Below are 13,227 nucleotides of genomic sequence, written 5' to 3' on the forward strand. Positions count from 1 at the left end.
GAATCTTCTCTGTTCTTCATATAGTATGAAATCCGTAAGATATGAACCAGATAGAAAGAGGTGACATGCGCCACCGCCGGCGGACCGGGAACGAGATCAAGGCCGCGCTCCGCGACCTGCGGATCCAGCTCGCCCTGCTCAACCACCAGGTCGGCGGCAGCCTGGCGCTGAAGGACGTCGACCTCGACTGCCTCGACGTACTTGCTCGCACCGGCCCGCTGACGCCGAGCGCCCTATCCCGTCAGGCCGGACTGCACCCGGCGACGCTGACCGGCATCCTCGACCGGCTCGAGCGCGCGGGCTGGATCGCCCGCGACCGCACCGGGGCGGACCGCCGGAGCGTCACGATCCGGGTCCTGCCGGACCGCGGGATGGAGGTGTTCCGCTTGTACCAGCCGATGATGGGCGCGATGGACGACGTACTCACCGACTACACCGACGCCGAGCTCGACCTGATCGCCACGTTCCTCCGGCGGAGCGCGGAGGCCTGCCAGCGTGTGCTGGGGCGCGCAGTTCAGGAGTAGAGGTCGGACAGCGTGCGGCCGAGGTCGGCCAACTCGGCGCGCAAGGCGGCGGGTTCGAGCACCTCGACCGCGTTCCCGAATCGGCAGAGGGAAGCGGCCGCGTTCGGGATCGACTCGATCGGGATCGTCACCACGACGCTGCCGTCGGCCTCGGGTTCGGTGGCGGCGACGGCTTTGACGAGGGCCGGGTACGAGACGTCGTACATCTTCGCGGCCAACCGTGCGGAGACGCGGACGACGGCCTCCGCGGTGAAGCGGACCTGGTCGAAGCCCTCGAGGTGCTCCTGCCAGAACCGTTGCAGCTCGAATCCGTCGTCCCGCTCGAACGTCTCCTCGGTCGGCATCAGGTCGAGGATGTTGGAGACGCGGTACGTACGCAGTCCGCCGGGGGTGGACGCCACGACGTACCAGCTGCCGTTCTTCAGCACGAGTCCGTACGGTTCGAGGATCCGCTCGACCTCGCGCGGTTCCTCCCAGCGGCGGTACCGGACCTTGATGCGGCGGTCATGGAGTACGGCGTCGGCGACTGCGGACAGCTGTGGTGAGGCCTCGGCGTCCTGGTACCAGGCGGGCAGGTCGAGGTGGAAGCGGTTCTTGAGCCGGCCGGCGCGGTCCCGCTGATCGGGCGCTAGCGCTGCTAGCAGTTTGAGTTCGGCGGCACTCGTCTCCGCGGTCAGCCCGAGCGCGGCGGCGGCGCCCGGCATGCCGACGAGGAACAGCGCGGCGGCCTCCTGTTCGGTGAGGCCGGTGAGGCGGGTGCGGTAGCCCTCGACCAGGCGGTACCCGCCTGCTCGGCCTTGGTCGGCGTACACCGGGACTCCGGCCGCGGCGAGTGCCTCGACGTCGCGGTAGATCGTCCGCAGCGACACCTCGAGCTCGTCGGCGAGCTCGCGCGCGGTCAGCTGCCGGCGCGTCTGCAGCAACAGCAGGATCGACAGGAGCCGGCTCGAACGCATACGTCGAGGTTAGTCCTTATCGCTGCCACAGGTTGTCAGGTTTTGCTCGCACGCTTGGACGCATGACGACTTGGACCAAGGTGACCGGCGACTTCGACTTCCTCAACGGGTACTTCGACGTCCACCACCGAACCCTGAAACAGGCCTTCGCGGGCTGCGACGAATGGCTCGAGTACGACGGAACGACGACGGCGCGCACGTACTTCGACGGGCAGATCAGCATCGACGAAATGCGGTTCCCGACGAAGGGGTCGTACGGGCTGTCGCTGCGGCTGTTCGACCCGGTGAGCGAGCAATGGAGCATCTGGTGGGTCAGCAGCACCACGATGCAGTTGTACCCGCCGGTGCACGGCGGCTGGTCTGCCGACGGTTCACGCTGCCGGATGGTCGGCGAGGACACCCACGAAGGGCGGCCCATCCTGTGCAGCTACGAGTGGTCCGACATCACCTCGGAGACCGCGCATTGGGAGCAGGCGTACTCCGACGACGGCGGCGAGACGTGGGAGACCAACTGGACCATGGACTTCACCCGGCGGCACACTCCCCCGCCGGCGCTCGACATACCGAAGCTCACCGACGACTTCGATTTCCTGGTCGGCCGGTGGTCCTTCCACAACCGCCGTCGGCGCCCGGTCCTCGGCGAGCCGTTCGAGTGGTACGAGCACGACGCGACGATGGAAGCGACGACGTACTTCGACGGCGCGATCAGCTTCGACGAGGGTTGGTTCCCGAGCGAAGGCTTCCGCGGCGCGACATTCCGCCTCTACGACCCTTCCGCGAAGGCATGGTCCATCCACTGGATCAACAGCCAACGCGGCCGCCTCGAATCCCCGGTCATCGGCTCCTTCGTGAACGGCACCGGCACCTTCGAAGGCCCCGATGTGTGGGACGGCCAACCGATAGACGTCCGCTTCCTCTGGACCCCCGGCACCGACAAGGCGGCCTGGGAACAAGCCTTCTCCACCGACAACGGCAAAACCTGGACCACCAACTGGTACATGGAACACACCCGTACCGAATGAGCGCATCCCACACGCGAGTTCGCGCTGCCGCGCGGGCGACTGCATCGGGTGCCGGTCGACGCCGTACGTGGTAATCTCGACGTCGCAGGCGCGGGTTCTGACCCGGTCGTAGGGCGCAGCGGCACAGGAGCCGAAAGGGCGAGGCCCACCTACTTCAAGACCGAAGAGGGAGCGCCATGCCCAAGCTCGAAACCTACAAGAAGCATGCGAAACTGCTCGTTCGCTGGCACCGGGAAGGCAACTTCTCGATCGGCGGTCGCATCCGACAGCTCGAGCGCTATCGAACGTTGTCCGACCGCGAAGCACTCGCGCTGAAGTTTCCGCTCACCGAAGCCCAAGAGATCATCGCCCTCGAAGCGGGCTGCGCCAGCTGGGCCGACCTCAAGGCGAGCACGGAAGCGCCCCCGCCCGCCAGCGAGCAGGACGCGGCCTTCGCGGAGGATGGCGACCAGCCGGAGACCCAGGACACGGCAGTCGCGAGCGCCAAACCGGTGTTGTACGTCGCCGACGTCGACGCCTCGGCCAGGTTCTATCGGGACCAGCTCGGCTTCCGGATCGACTTCTTGCACGGCAACCCGCCGTTCTACGGATCGGTGTCGCGCGACGGCGCGACGCTGCACCTGAAGTTGGTAGACGAGCCGGTGTTCGCGGCCGGTGCCGCGGAACGAGAAGGGCTCATCATGGCGTTCGTCGACATGCCGAACGTCCGCGAGCTTTACACCGAATATCGGGCCGCTGAGGCCGAGATCGTGCAGAAGCTGACCAAACAGGCGTGGGGCGGCACCGACTTCATCGTGCGCGACCCGGACGGCAACGCAATCACGTTCGTCGGCTGAGCCTCAGCTTCCTGTCCGGGGCGTCGCACTTACATCGTAGGTTCCGCAGTCTGCGGTGATGTCGGCCGTCGCTCGGGCTGCGGCGAAGAAGTCGTCGGCCAGCGGCGAGGTGCGGGACGCCGCCATTGCGAGGCATACCTGGTCGGGCGGGAGTTCCGGGATGGGCACGTAGCTGATGTCCGGACGTGAGTAGAACACCGTCTCCGAACGCCCCACGAACGAGATGCCGCGGCCTGCCGCGACGTGCTCGAGCTTCTCCTCCACGCCGCGCACCCGGAGCCCGGAGTCCGAGAGCGGGCGCCTGGTCGGCTGCGTGCTCGGGTCGGCATGCCACACCAGCGGCTCACCGGCCAGGTCGGCCTCGGTGACCTCGTCCTTACCGGCCAGCCGGTGGTCCGCGGGCAGCACCACCATGAGCGGCTCGGTGTACAGCGGGATCACGCGCAGGCCGGTCTCGTCGATGGGCAGGCGCACATAGCCGACATCGATGCGGCCGTCGAGCAGCATCGGAGCCTGGTCGTCCCACTCGATCCGCTGCACGTCCAGGACCACGTCCGGATGCCGGGCCTCGAACGCCCGGGCCGCCGGGATGACCGGGATGCCGGTCCGGAAGCCGACCGCGAGCCGCCGGCTGCCGCGGGCGGCCACGGTCACCCGGCGGCGGACCGCGTCCGCGGAGGCGAGCATCGGACCGGCATCGGCCAGCAACTGCCGGCCGGCGTCGGTCAGCACCACGCCGTGGCGATCCCTGGTGAACAGCGAGACGCCGAGATCGTGTTCCAGCGCGCGGATCTGACGGCTCAGCACCGGCTGCGCGATATGCAGCTGTTCAGCGGCGCGGCCGAAGTGCAGCTGGTCGGCGACGGCGAGGAAGTAGCGCAGCTTGCGCAGGTCCAGATCCACGGAACCTCCCGGTCTGGTGATGCCTTCACGGTATCACCACGACTGAAAGAGGTCTTGGAAAAACAGCGCGGCCACTGGCAGCCTGAAGAGGTAAATGAATTTTCAATATCACCTCTGGAAAGCAGGCACATGATGAGTAGCGTCAGCATTATCGGCGTGGGAAACATGGCGAGCACGCTGGCCACCCGGGCGGTTGCCGGCGGCAACAGTGTCGAGATCATCGGCCGCGACCAGGCCAAAACCAAGGAGCTGACCGCCTCGCTCGGCGGCGCCACTGCCGGGACGGTCGGCACAGTCCCGGCCGGGGACATCGTCATCCTCGCCGTACCGTACGCCAGCGCGGCGGCGGTGGTCAGCGAGTACGGCGCTGCACTGGCCGGCAAGGTCATCATCGACATCTCGAACACCTTCAACGCCGACGCCACCGGGCTGGTCACTCCTGATGGCACGTCCGGAGCGCAGGAGATCGCCAAGGCCGCCCCGGCGAGCGCGCATGTCGTGAAGGCGTTCAACACGATCTTCGGTCACGTCCTGGCCCAGGGACATCCGCTGGACGTGTTCTTCGCCGGAGACGACGCGGAAGCCAAGGCCACTGTGTCCGCGTTCATCGAGAGTCTCGGACTGCGTCCGTTCGATGTCGGCGGCCTCGAGATGGCCCACTGGCTGGAAGGCATGGGGCCGGTGCTGATGGGCCTGGCCCGCAACGGCGCGGGCACCTTCGACGTCGCCCTCGGCGTCAGCATTCTCAGCTGAAAGCAGTCGCACCGACTTTTCTCTCGCCGCATCATTCACAAGGAGCAGCACCGTGCGCGTTTTCGGCGCGAACCTGTGGAACGCCGTGCACGCCCGCGATGTCGCCTCGTTGTTCCGCTTGGCGCTGGAGAAGGGGCCGTCCGGCAGGTACTGGCACGCGGTGGCGGACGGGGCCATCCCGCTCCGGGAGATCGCCGAGGCCATCGGCAGCCGCCTGGGTCTGCCCGCCGTGAGCATTCCCGCGGACGAACTGATGCTGCCCGGATACTTCGGGTTCCTCGCGAACATCGTCACGCAGAGCTACCCGGCGTCCAACCTCATCACCCGCCGGACCCTCGGGTGGGAACCCGCTCAGCCCGGCCTGCTCGCCGACCTGGACAACGGCCACTACTTCTCCGCCGACTGACGACTACACCTTCAGTTGGCGGATGGCGGCGAGGGTTGAGAGGGCTGCTTGGGTGGCTTCGTAGCCTTTGTCTTCGCGGCTGTCGGGGAGGCCGGCTCGGTCGAGGGCCTGGGGGTCGTTGTCGCAGGTGAGTACGCCGAAGCCGATGGGGACGCCGGTGGTGACGCCGACCTGCATGAGGCCGTCCGTGGCCGCCTGGCAGACGTATTCGAAGTGGGGAGTGTCGCCCCGGATCACCACACCGAGGGCGACCACCGCGTCGTACCCGGACTTCGCCGCGTGCAACGACGCGACGGGAAGCTCGAACGAACCGGGGACCCGGATGACGGTGTGGTCGGTGACGCCGGAGTCCTCCAGCGCGCGGAGGGCTCCGGCGAGCAGGCCGTCGGTGACCTTCGGGTGCCACTGGGCCGCGACGATCGCGACCCGGGCGTCCTCGACGCGGGTTACCTCGATGGTGGGTGCTCCACTGCCCGACATCAGCCGGCTCCGTTCTCTTCGGTCAGCAGGCCGCCCGGCAGGTGATGGCCCATTCGATCGCGCTTGGTGCGCAGGTACCGCAGGTTGTGTTCGGTCGGGTCGATGGAGATGCCCCGGCGCTCGACCACGTCGATGCCGTACCCCTGCACGCCCGCGAGCTTGTCGGGGTTGTTGGTCAGCAACCGCACCTCCTTGACGCCGAGGTCGGCCAGGATCTGTGCACCGGTCCCGTAGTCGCGCGCGTCCGCCGGCAACCCGAGGTCCAGGTTCGCGTCGACCGTGTCCCGGCCAGCGTCCTGCAGCTCGTACGCCTGCAGCTTGTGCAGCAGCCCGATCCCGCGCCCCTCATGACCGCGCAGGTACACCACGACACCGCCCTCGGCCGCGACCTGCCGCATCGCCTCGTCCAGCTGCGGCCCGCAGTCGCATCGCAGTGACCCGAACACGTCACCGGTCAAGCACTCCGAGTGCAGGCGCACCAGCGTCGGGCCGTTCCCGATCTCGCCGCGCACCAATGCGAGCTGCTCCGATCCGTCCACCGTGTTGCGGTAGCCGTGCGCAACAAAGTCGCCGTACTGCGTCGGCAGCGTCGTCGTCGCGACCTTCTGGATCTGGGATTCGGTACGGCGCCGGTACCGGATCAGGTCGTCGATCGACACCAGGACCAGCCCGTGCTCGTCCGCGAACGTGCGCAGTTCGAGCCCGCGCTTCATCGTCCCGTCGTCGTTCACCAGCTCCGAGATCACCGCGGCCGGCGTCAGACCGGCCATCCGCGCCAGATCGATCGACGCCTCCGTGTGCCCGGGGCGAACCAGTACGCCGCCCTCGCGACCGCGCAACGGGAACACGTGCCCCGGCTGCACCAGGTCGTACGGCTCCGAGGCCGAGTCGGTCAGCACCCGGATCGTCCGCGCCCGGTCGGCGGCCGAGATCCCGGTCGCGATGCCGTCGCGGGCATCGACCGAAATCGTGTACGCCGTGCGCATCTTCTCCCGGTTGTGCGGCGTCATCAACGGGATCCCGAGCCGGTCGAGCTCCGCGCCTTCCATCGGCACACACACCACGCCGGAGCTGTACCGGATCAGGAACGCCAGCAGCTCCGGCGTCGCCTTGGACGCGGCAAAGATCAGGTCGCCCTCGTTCTCGCGGTCCTCGTCGTCGACGACGATCACCGGCCGGCCGGCGCGGATCTCGTCGATCGCGTGCTCGATCGTGTCGAGCTTCAGTACGTCGCCCATCTAACCCACCACCACAGGCTCAGGAGCTTGGACCCGCTCACGATTCTGGATCTTCCACCACGACACGAATCCGACGACGCAGAACAGCCCGTACACGATGTACATCGTCGCCGACGGGTAGAACTTGGCCTGCACCAGCAGCGGTACGCCGACCACGTCGACGGCGATCCAGATCAGCCAGAACTCGACGAAGCCACGCGCCATCCCGTACGTCGCCAGGATCGACCCGGTGAGGATCCACGCGTCCCACTGCGGGCCCCACGATCCGAGCTCACGCAGCACGAAGTACGAGATCGCGTACAGCACCACCGCGATGCCGCCGAGCTCGAGCCGCTCGCGGGCGGTCGCCCACCGCGGCTGGACGCCCGTGGCGGCGCCGCCGTGACGGGTCTGGTACCAGCGGTACCACCCGTAGAGGCTGACGATCGCGAAGAACACCTGGCGGCCGGCCTGCCCCCAGAGGTCCTTGTCCTGCGGGGTGTCGAAGATTCCGCCGACGAAGACCGTGAACAGCAGGACGTTGCCGACGATGCCGACCGGCCACGCCGACACCAGCCGGCGCATGCCGAACAGTGCACTGGCCAGACCGAACACGTTGCCGACGATCTCCCGGACCAGGACCTCCGAGCCGGCGATCGTCACCGTGGAGTGCAACAGCCAGTCGATCGGGTTCACCGCACGCCTCCGTTGTCGTTCACGATGCTGTCCTTCACATTGCCTGCGGTAAGAAGTCTTTCGACGTACTTCGCGATCACGTCCACCTCGAGGTTGACGGTGTCGCCGACCGAGCTCCCGCCCAGCACGGTCAGCTCCAGCGTGGTCGGGATCAGGCTGACCCCGAACGTCCCGGAGGCGTCGTCGACATCGGTCACGGTCAGCGAGACACCGTCGATCGCGATCGAGCCCTTCTCGGCGACGTACTTGAGGATCTCCGGGGACGTCGCGATCCGGACGTCCTCCCAGTGCTCCCCCGGCGTCCGGCCGGCGATCGTGCCGGTGCCGTCGACGTGGCCCTGGACGATGTGCCCGCCGAGCCGTTCGTGCGCGGCGACGGCCCGCTCGAGGTTGACCGGCGAGCCCTTCTGCAGACCGCCGAGGCTGGTCCGCTGCAGCGTCTCGCGCATCACGTCCGCGGTGAACACGCCGCCGCCGTACTCCACCACCGTCAGGCAACAGCCGTTGACCGCGATCGAGGCGCCGTGCGCGGCGTCCTCGGTCACCTTCGGTCCGCGGATGGTGAGCCGCGCGGCGTCGCCGTCGAGCAGGTCCAGGGACTCGACGGTGCCGAGTTCTTCGATGATGCCGGTGAACATCTACTTTCCTCCCAGAGGAACCAGGGTCAGCCGGACGTCGTCGCCGAGGCGGGTGACATCCGCTAGCTTGAACCGCCGCAGGTGGTCGATCGATTCCGCGCCGAGGTCGCCGACCGCGGCGTACCCGGAACCGAGCACGGCCGGGGCGACGTACGCGACGATCTGGTCGACCAGACCGGCGCGCAGGAACGCGGCGGCCAGGGTCGGGCCGCCTTCGAGCCAGAGGTGCCGGATCTGCCGGTCGTCCAACTGCCGGAGCACCTCGGCGGGATCGTGGGTCGGCAGCAGCAATGTCTCCGCGCGGTCGTTGCGGACCCGCGCGGTGGGTGGGATCTCACGGTCGCCGACGACCACCCGCAACGGCTGCCGCGCCGCGGGTACGTCGTGCTCGTCGCGAACCGTCAGCTCAGGGTCGTCGACCAGCACCGTCTGGGTGCCGACGGCGATCGCGTCGCACTCGGCCCGCTGCCGGTGGACGTCGGCGCGCGCGATCGGACCGGTGATCCACTTACTGCTCCGGTCCGGGGCCGCGGACCGTCCGTCGAGCGTGGTCGCGAACTTCCAGGTCACGAACGGCCGCCCCATCCGGACGCTGTGCAACCAGACGTGGTTGACCGCCTCGGCCTCGGACTGCAGAACGCCTTGAACGACGTCGATGTTCTTGTTCCGCAGCTTGTCCGCGCCGCCGGAAGCGGTCCGGTTCGGATCGGGTACGGCGTACACGACCCGAGCGACCTCGGCCTCGATCAGGGCGTCCGCGCACGGACCGGTCCGGCCGGTGTGGTTGCACGGCTCGAGCGTGACGTACGCCGTACCGCCGCGGGCTCGTGCCCCGGCCATCCGGAGCGCCTCGATCTCGGCATGCGGGCCGCCGGCCACGGCATGGAAGCCCTCGCCCACCGGATGCCCGTCGCGGCCGGTGATCACGCACCCGACCACCGGATTCGGATGGGTGCTGCCGGTGCCTCTCGCAGCCAACTCGACAGCACGCCGCATCCAGGCGATGTCGATCGGCGACGCGTCGTTCACTTCTCGGGCCCCTCGTCGTCACGGACGCACTCCGGGGCCTCGACCGGCACGTCTGCTCCGTCGCCCTCACCGTCCGGACCACTCGTCCGGCCCGGTCTCGCGGTCCGTCGCCGGACCTCTCGCCGCCGCGTCCCGTGGGCTGTGCAGTCCACGCTCCGCGCCGTCGGGCGCCAGAGCACACCCGCCGACCGCGTGCGCCTCCCATCCGGACTTTCACCGTCGGTCCTGGAATTCCACCAGGTCAACCGATCGCCGAACCGCAGCGACCGGGTCGCGGACTGTAACCGCCGGCTCGGAATTACACCGACCCCGGAGCACGCGAGTGGGTTCACTCGTGCTTCAAGTATGCCCCTCCCCGCAACCCGCACCACGACCCAGGTCACATCGTGAGCTGATATAGCACGATTTGAGTAGACATTCGGCGCTGTCTCAGGCTTTGTCGGCGGGGAATGTGGGTCGCTCGCCTGGTGTTGGCTTGCTGCGGCGGGGCGAACCGTCCTGCCTTCGTTGACGTTGTGAGGAGACAGTCGTGCGCGCGTTCGGCGCTTTTCGGCGGGTTGTCGCAGTGGTCGGGGCCATCACCTTGGCGAGCGCGATGGTTGCCTGTGGCAGCAATCAGGACGATGCCGCGGCCGGCGGCCAGGATCTGGGGCTGATGAAGGCGGGGACGCTGCGGATCGGGACCCTGACCGACGCGCCGCCGAACGTCTACGTGAAGGACGGGAAGTTCACCGGGTTCGACAACGACCTGATCACCGCGGTCGCGGCGAAGCTGAACCTGAAGCCGGAGTTCGTCGGGACCGACTTCTCGGCGCTGCTGTCGCAGGTGAACGGCGGCCAGTTCGACCTCGGCAGCTCGTCGATCACGGTCACCGAGGCGCGGAAGAATACGGTTGCGTTCAGCAACGGGTACGACTTCGGCTACCTCGGCCTGGTTACCACCAAGAACGCTAGCTCTAATTCTTTGGCGATCACGTCGTTCGACCAGCTCACCGGCAAGCGCGTCGTGGTCGTCCAGGGCACCGTCCAGGACGACTACGCCACGCAGAAGAACCTGAACCCGGTCCGCGTCCCGAACTACAACGCCGCGCTCGGCCAGCTCAAGGCCGGTACGGCGGACGCCTGGGTCTCGCCCGCCGAGATCGGCGAGAAGATGGCGAAGGAGCAAGGCGGCGGCACGGTGATCCTGGCCGCGAAGGAGCTGAGCGACGCGCCGATGGCGTTCGCGGTGGCGAAGAGCAACGACAAGCTCCGCGAAGCCGTGAACAAGGCGCTCGACGAGGTGATCGCCGACGGCACCTGGACCAAGCTGGTCGAGCAGTACTACCCGGGTCGCGCCGTACCGGCGAACTTCAAGCCGGGCAGCGGATCGGTCAAGTTCACGGCTCCCAAAGCCTGATGGACATCTGGTCCACCCTGAACGACACCTTCCTCGACTGGGAGTCGATGAAGGCGGTCCTGCCCGAGATGCTGAAGGTAGGACTGGTCAACACCCTGATTCTGGCGGCCGCCTCGGTCGTGCTGGGCACCCTGCTCGGTATGCTCGTGGCGGTCCTCGCCCTGTCCAGCAAGCGCTGGCTGCGCTGGCCGGCGAAGCTCTACACCGACATCTTCCGCGGCCTGCCCGCGATCCTGACCATCCTGCTGATCGGCCAGGGCCTGTCCCCGATCACCCGGCACTGGTGGGGCCCGAACCCGTACCCGCTCGGCATTCTCGCGCTCTCCCTGATCGCCGCGGCGTACATCGGCGAGATCTTCCGTTCCGGAATCCAGAGTGTGGAGAAAGGGCAGCTCGAGGCCGCCCGTGCACTGGGCTTCAGCTACACGAGCGGCATGCGGCTGGTCGTCATCCCGCAAGGGGTACGTCGGGTGCTGCCGGCGCTGGTGAACCAGTTCATCGCGCTCGTGAAGGAGTCGAGCCTGGTGTACTTCCTCGGTCTGCTGGCGAGCCAGCGCGAACTGTTCCGGATCGGTCAGGACGCGGCCGCGACCAACGGCAACCTGTCCCCGTTGCTGCTCGCGGGCATCTTCTACCTGGTGATCACGGTCCCGCTGACGCACTTGGTCAACCACTTCGACAAGCGGCTACGCGAAGGACGACCGGTCGAGTCGGAGGACGTACAACTGGAGGAGCTCGCGCATGCGAACCGTTGAGGCAGCCAGCCTGGAGGTGAGCGGTGTCGAGCTCGCGTTCGGCACCAACAAGGTGCTGCGCGGCGTCGATCTCGTCGTACCGGCCGGGCAGACCGCCTGCGTGATCGGCCCGTCGGGGTCCGGGAAGTCGACGCTGCTGCGTGCGATCAACCGGCTGCTCGAACCGGACGCGGGTGATGTGAAGCTCGGCGGCGAGTCGGTACTGCGGGGCGATGCCGACGTACTGCGACGGCGCATCGGCATGGTGTTCCAGCACTTCAACCTGTTCCCGCACAAGAGCGTGCTCGACAACATCACGCTTCCGCTGCGCAAGATCAAGAAGCTCGACGCCGAGGCCGCACAGGCGGCCGCCCGCGCGCAGCTCGAGTTGGTCGGCCTGGCGCACAAGGCCGGAGCGCGGCCCGGGAACCTGTCCGGCGGTCAGCAGCAGCGGGTCGCGATCGCGCGGGCGCTGGCGATGGAGCCCGAGGTGATGCTCTTCGACGAGGCCACGTCGGCGCTGGATCCCGAGCTGGTCAAGGGCGTGCTGTCGCTGATGGCGGACCTCGCCGAGGCCGGGATGACGATGGTCGTGGTCACCCACGAAATGGGGTTCGCCCGCGAGGTCGCCGACCAGGTGGCCTTCATGGACCACGGCGTCGTCGTCGAGTCCGGCGTACCCGAACAGATCTTCGACGCCGCCGAGTCGGCTCGGTTGCGCCAGTTCCTCTCCCAAGTGCTCTGAGACCGTCCGCTCTGGCCCCAAGAGACATCTGGGCGCACGATGGAAGAACCCCGTTCGGGGGTGGAGCAGCAACTGGGGGTAGTCATGTCTCCGTATCGTCGGTCGGCCGGGCGGTCCAGCCGGTTCGTGATCGCAGCAGTCGCCATCGCACTCTCGGCTGCGCTCGGCCTGGTGGCGACGGCCGCGCCGCAAGCCACGAGCCGAGCAGCCACCAGCTCGGTCGCGCAGGCCAGTGCGACGAGCAAGTACGTGTATCTCACCTTCGACGACGGCCCGAGTTCGCGCTACACCGCGCAGATCCTGAAGATCCTTCGCGCATACGGGGCGAGAGCGACCTTCTTCGAGATCGGCCAGAACGTTGCGCGCTACCCGTCCCTGACCCGACGGGTCTATCAGCAGGGCAACAGCGTGCAGAACCACACCTGGTCGCACCCGGACCTCCGGCACGTCTCCGCGAGCGCGTTCAGGTACCAGGTCCAGAAGACGGACCGGTACATCCGGGCCCAGACGGGGTACACCCCGCGCTGTCTCCGGCCGCCGTACGGCGGGACGAACAAACTGGTCTCGCGGAGGGCCGCCGCCCTCGGCAAGAGCATCCGTGTGTGGACCATCGACACCCGCGACTGGTCCCGCCCGGGAACGTCGGTGATCGTGCGCCGGGCACTGGCGAACGTACACAGCGGTTCGGTGATCCTGATGCACGACGGCGGCGGCAACCGCAGCCAGACGGTCGCGGCGCTGCCGACGATCCTGCGGACCCTGAAGGCCAGAGGCTACGGCTTCACCACGATGTCGTGCACCTGATGCGCGTCCGCTATCCGTGACTTGTTGACGGGGAAGCGGCGTGGTGCCTGGCTTTCGCGGCCGTCGCACCCAGGGTTGACCGCAG

The 13,227-nt window shown here is 67.9% G+C and carries 16 protein-coding genes and 1 riboswitch; of the genes, 9 read left to right on the forward strand and 7 right to left on the reverse strand.

Annotated features, from left to right (window positions below):
* Positions 1–65: 65 nt before the first annotated feature.
* Complete coding sequence (locus EV651_RS12805) at positions 66–524, forward strand: MarR family transcriptional regulator (RefSeq protein ID WP_238156852.1); 459 nt, start codon at positions 66–68, stop codon at positions 522–524.
* Here the strand turns inward: EV651_RS12805 and EV651_RS12810 are convergent.
* Positions 515–1,480, reverse strand: a complete 966-nt coding sequence (locus EV651_RS12810) for a YafY family protein (RefSeq protein WP_133785382.1) — start codon at positions 1,478–1,480, stop codon at positions 515–517. The two genes, EV651_RS12805 and EV651_RS12810, sit on opposite strands and share 10 nt — an antisense overlap.
* 62 nt (positions 1,481–1,542) lie before the next feature.
* On the opposite strand from EV651_RS12810, the gene EV651_RS41855 reads away from it, so the two are divergent.
* Both EV651_RS41855 and EV651_RS12820 read left to right on the forward strand, forming a co-directional pair.
* Positions 1,543–2,502 (forward strand): hypothetical protein, encoded by a 960-nt coding sequence (locus tag EV651_RS41855; protein WP_202870303.1) that lies wholly within the window; start codon positions 1,543–1,545, stop codon positions 2,500–2,502.
* A gap of 176 nt (positions 2,503–2,678) precedes the next feature.
* Complete coding sequence (locus tag EV651_RS12820; RefSeq protein ID WP_133785383.1) at positions 2,679–3,338, forward strand: glyoxalase superfamily protein; 660 nt, start codon at positions 2,679–2,681, stop codon at positions 3,336–3,338.
* A 3-nt stretch (positions 3,339–3,341) separates the two neighbouring features.
* Here the strand turns inward: EV651_RS12820 and EV651_RS12825 are convergent, their stop codons facing one another.
* The gene (locus EV651_RS12825) at positions 3,342–4,241 is read right to left on the reverse strand and encodes a LysR family transcriptional regulator (RefSeq protein ID WP_133785384.1); all 900 of its coding nucleotides are present in this window, start codon (positions 4,239–4,241) and stop codon (positions 3,342–3,344) included.
* A 132-nt stretch (positions 4,242–4,373) separates the two neighbouring features.
* Between EV651_RS12825 and EV651_RS12830 the strand changes: the two genes are divergently transcribed.
* Together EV651_RS12830 and EV651_RS12835 are read left to right on the forward strand one after the other, a co-directional pair.
* A complete protein-coding gene (locus EV651_RS12830; protein ID WP_133785385.1) occupies positions 4,374–4,994 on the forward strand; it encodes an NADPH-dependent F420 reductase in 621 nt (206 codons plus the stop codon).
* A gap of 52 nt (positions 4,995–5,046) precedes the next feature.
* Complete coding sequence (locus EV651_RS12835; RefSeq protein WP_202870304.1) at positions 5,047–5,400, forward strand: hypothetical protein; 354 nt, start codon at positions 5,047–5,049, stop codon at positions 5,398–5,400.
* 3 nt (positions 5,401–5,403) lie between these two features.
* Here EV651_RS12835 and ribH read toward each other — a convergent pair whose 3' ends face one another.
* The 5 genes from ribH to ribD are packed head-to-tail and all read right to left on the reverse strand — an operon-like array spanning position 5,404 to position 9,460.
* Positions 5,404–5,880 carry a 6,7-dimethyl-8-ribityllumazine synthase gene (gene ribH, locus EV651_RS12840; protein ID WP_133785386.1) on the reverse strand — a complete coding sequence of 159 codons (477 nt, stop codon included), beginning with the start codon at positions 5,878–5,880 and terminating at the stop codon, positions 5,404–5,406.
* Positions 5,880–7,118, reverse strand: a complete 1,239-nt coding sequence (locus EV651_RS12845) for a bifunctional 3,4-dihydroxy-2-butanone-4-phosphate synthase/GTP cyclohydrolase II (protein ID WP_133785387.1) — start codon at positions 7,116–7,118, stop codon at positions 5,880–5,882. Before EV651_RS12845 ends, ribH begins: the two co-directional genes overlap by 1 nt.
* Positions 7,119–7,793, reverse strand: a complete 675-nt coding sequence (gene pnuC, locus EV651_RS12850) for a nicotinamide riboside transporter PnuC (RefSeq protein WP_130383749.1) — start codon at positions 7,791–7,793, stop codon at positions 7,119–7,121.
* On the reverse strand, positions 7,790–8,431 hold the full coding sequence (locus EV651_RS12855) for a riboflavin synthase (protein WP_133785388.1): 642 nt from the start codon (positions 8,429–8,431) through the stop codon (positions 7,790–7,792). The genes pnuC and EV651_RS12855 overlap by 4 nt, the downstream gene beginning before the upstream one ends.
* The gene (gene ribD / locus EV651_RS12860) at positions 8,432–9,460 is read right to left on the reverse strand and encodes a bifunctional diaminohydroxyphosphoribosylaminopyrimidine deaminase/5-amino-6-(5-phosphoribosylamino)uracil reductase RibD (protein ID WP_202870305.1); all 1,029 of its coding nucleotides are present in this window, start codon (positions 9,458–9,460) and stop codon (positions 8,432–8,434) included. It lies immediately after the preceding gene.
* Positions 9,461–9,648: 188 nt separating this feature from the next.
* A riboswitch (FMN riboswitch) is annotated at positions 9,649–9,782 on the reverse strand.
* A gap of 207 nt (positions 9,783–9,989) precedes the next feature.
* On the opposite strand from ribD, the gene EV651_RS12865 reads away from it, so the two are divergent.
* The 4 genes from EV651_RS12865 (at position 9,990) to EV651_RS12880 (ending at position 13,142) form a co-directional block, all read left to right on the forward strand.
* The gene (locus EV651_RS12865) at positions 9,990–10,859 is read left to right on the forward strand and encodes an ABC transporter substrate-binding protein (RefSeq protein WP_202870306.1); all 870 of its coding nucleotides are present in this window, start codon (positions 9,990–9,992) and stop codon (positions 10,857–10,859) included.
* A complete protein-coding gene (locus EV651_RS12870) occupies positions 10,859–11,614 on the forward strand; it encodes an amino acid ABC transporter permease (protein WP_133785389.1) in 756 nt (251 codons plus the stop codon). Before EV651_RS12865 ends, EV651_RS12870 begins: the two co-directional genes overlap by 1 nt.
* Positions 11,601–12,338 (forward strand): amino acid ABC transporter ATP-binding protein, encoded by a 738-nt coding sequence (locus EV651_RS12875; protein WP_133785390.1) that lies wholly within the window; start codon positions 11,601–11,603, stop codon positions 12,336–12,338. The genes EV651_RS12870 and EV651_RS12875 overlap by 14 nt, the downstream gene beginning before the upstream one ends.
* Positions 12,339–12,422: 84 nt before the next feature.
* Positions 12,423–13,142 carry a polysaccharide deacetylase family protein gene (locus tag EV651_RS12880; protein WP_133785391.1) on the forward strand — a complete coding sequence of 240 codons (720 nt, stop codon included), beginning with the start codon at positions 12,423–12,425 and terminating at the stop codon, positions 13,140–13,142.
* The last annotated feature ends 85 nt before the right edge of the window (positions 13,143–13,227 follow it).

The organism is Kribbella sp. VKM Ac-2571 (genome assembly GCF_004362255.1).
In the GTDB taxonomy this organism is placed as follows: Bacteria; Actinomycetota; Actinomycetes; order Propionibacteriales; family Kribbellaceae; genus Kribbella; species Kribbella pratensis.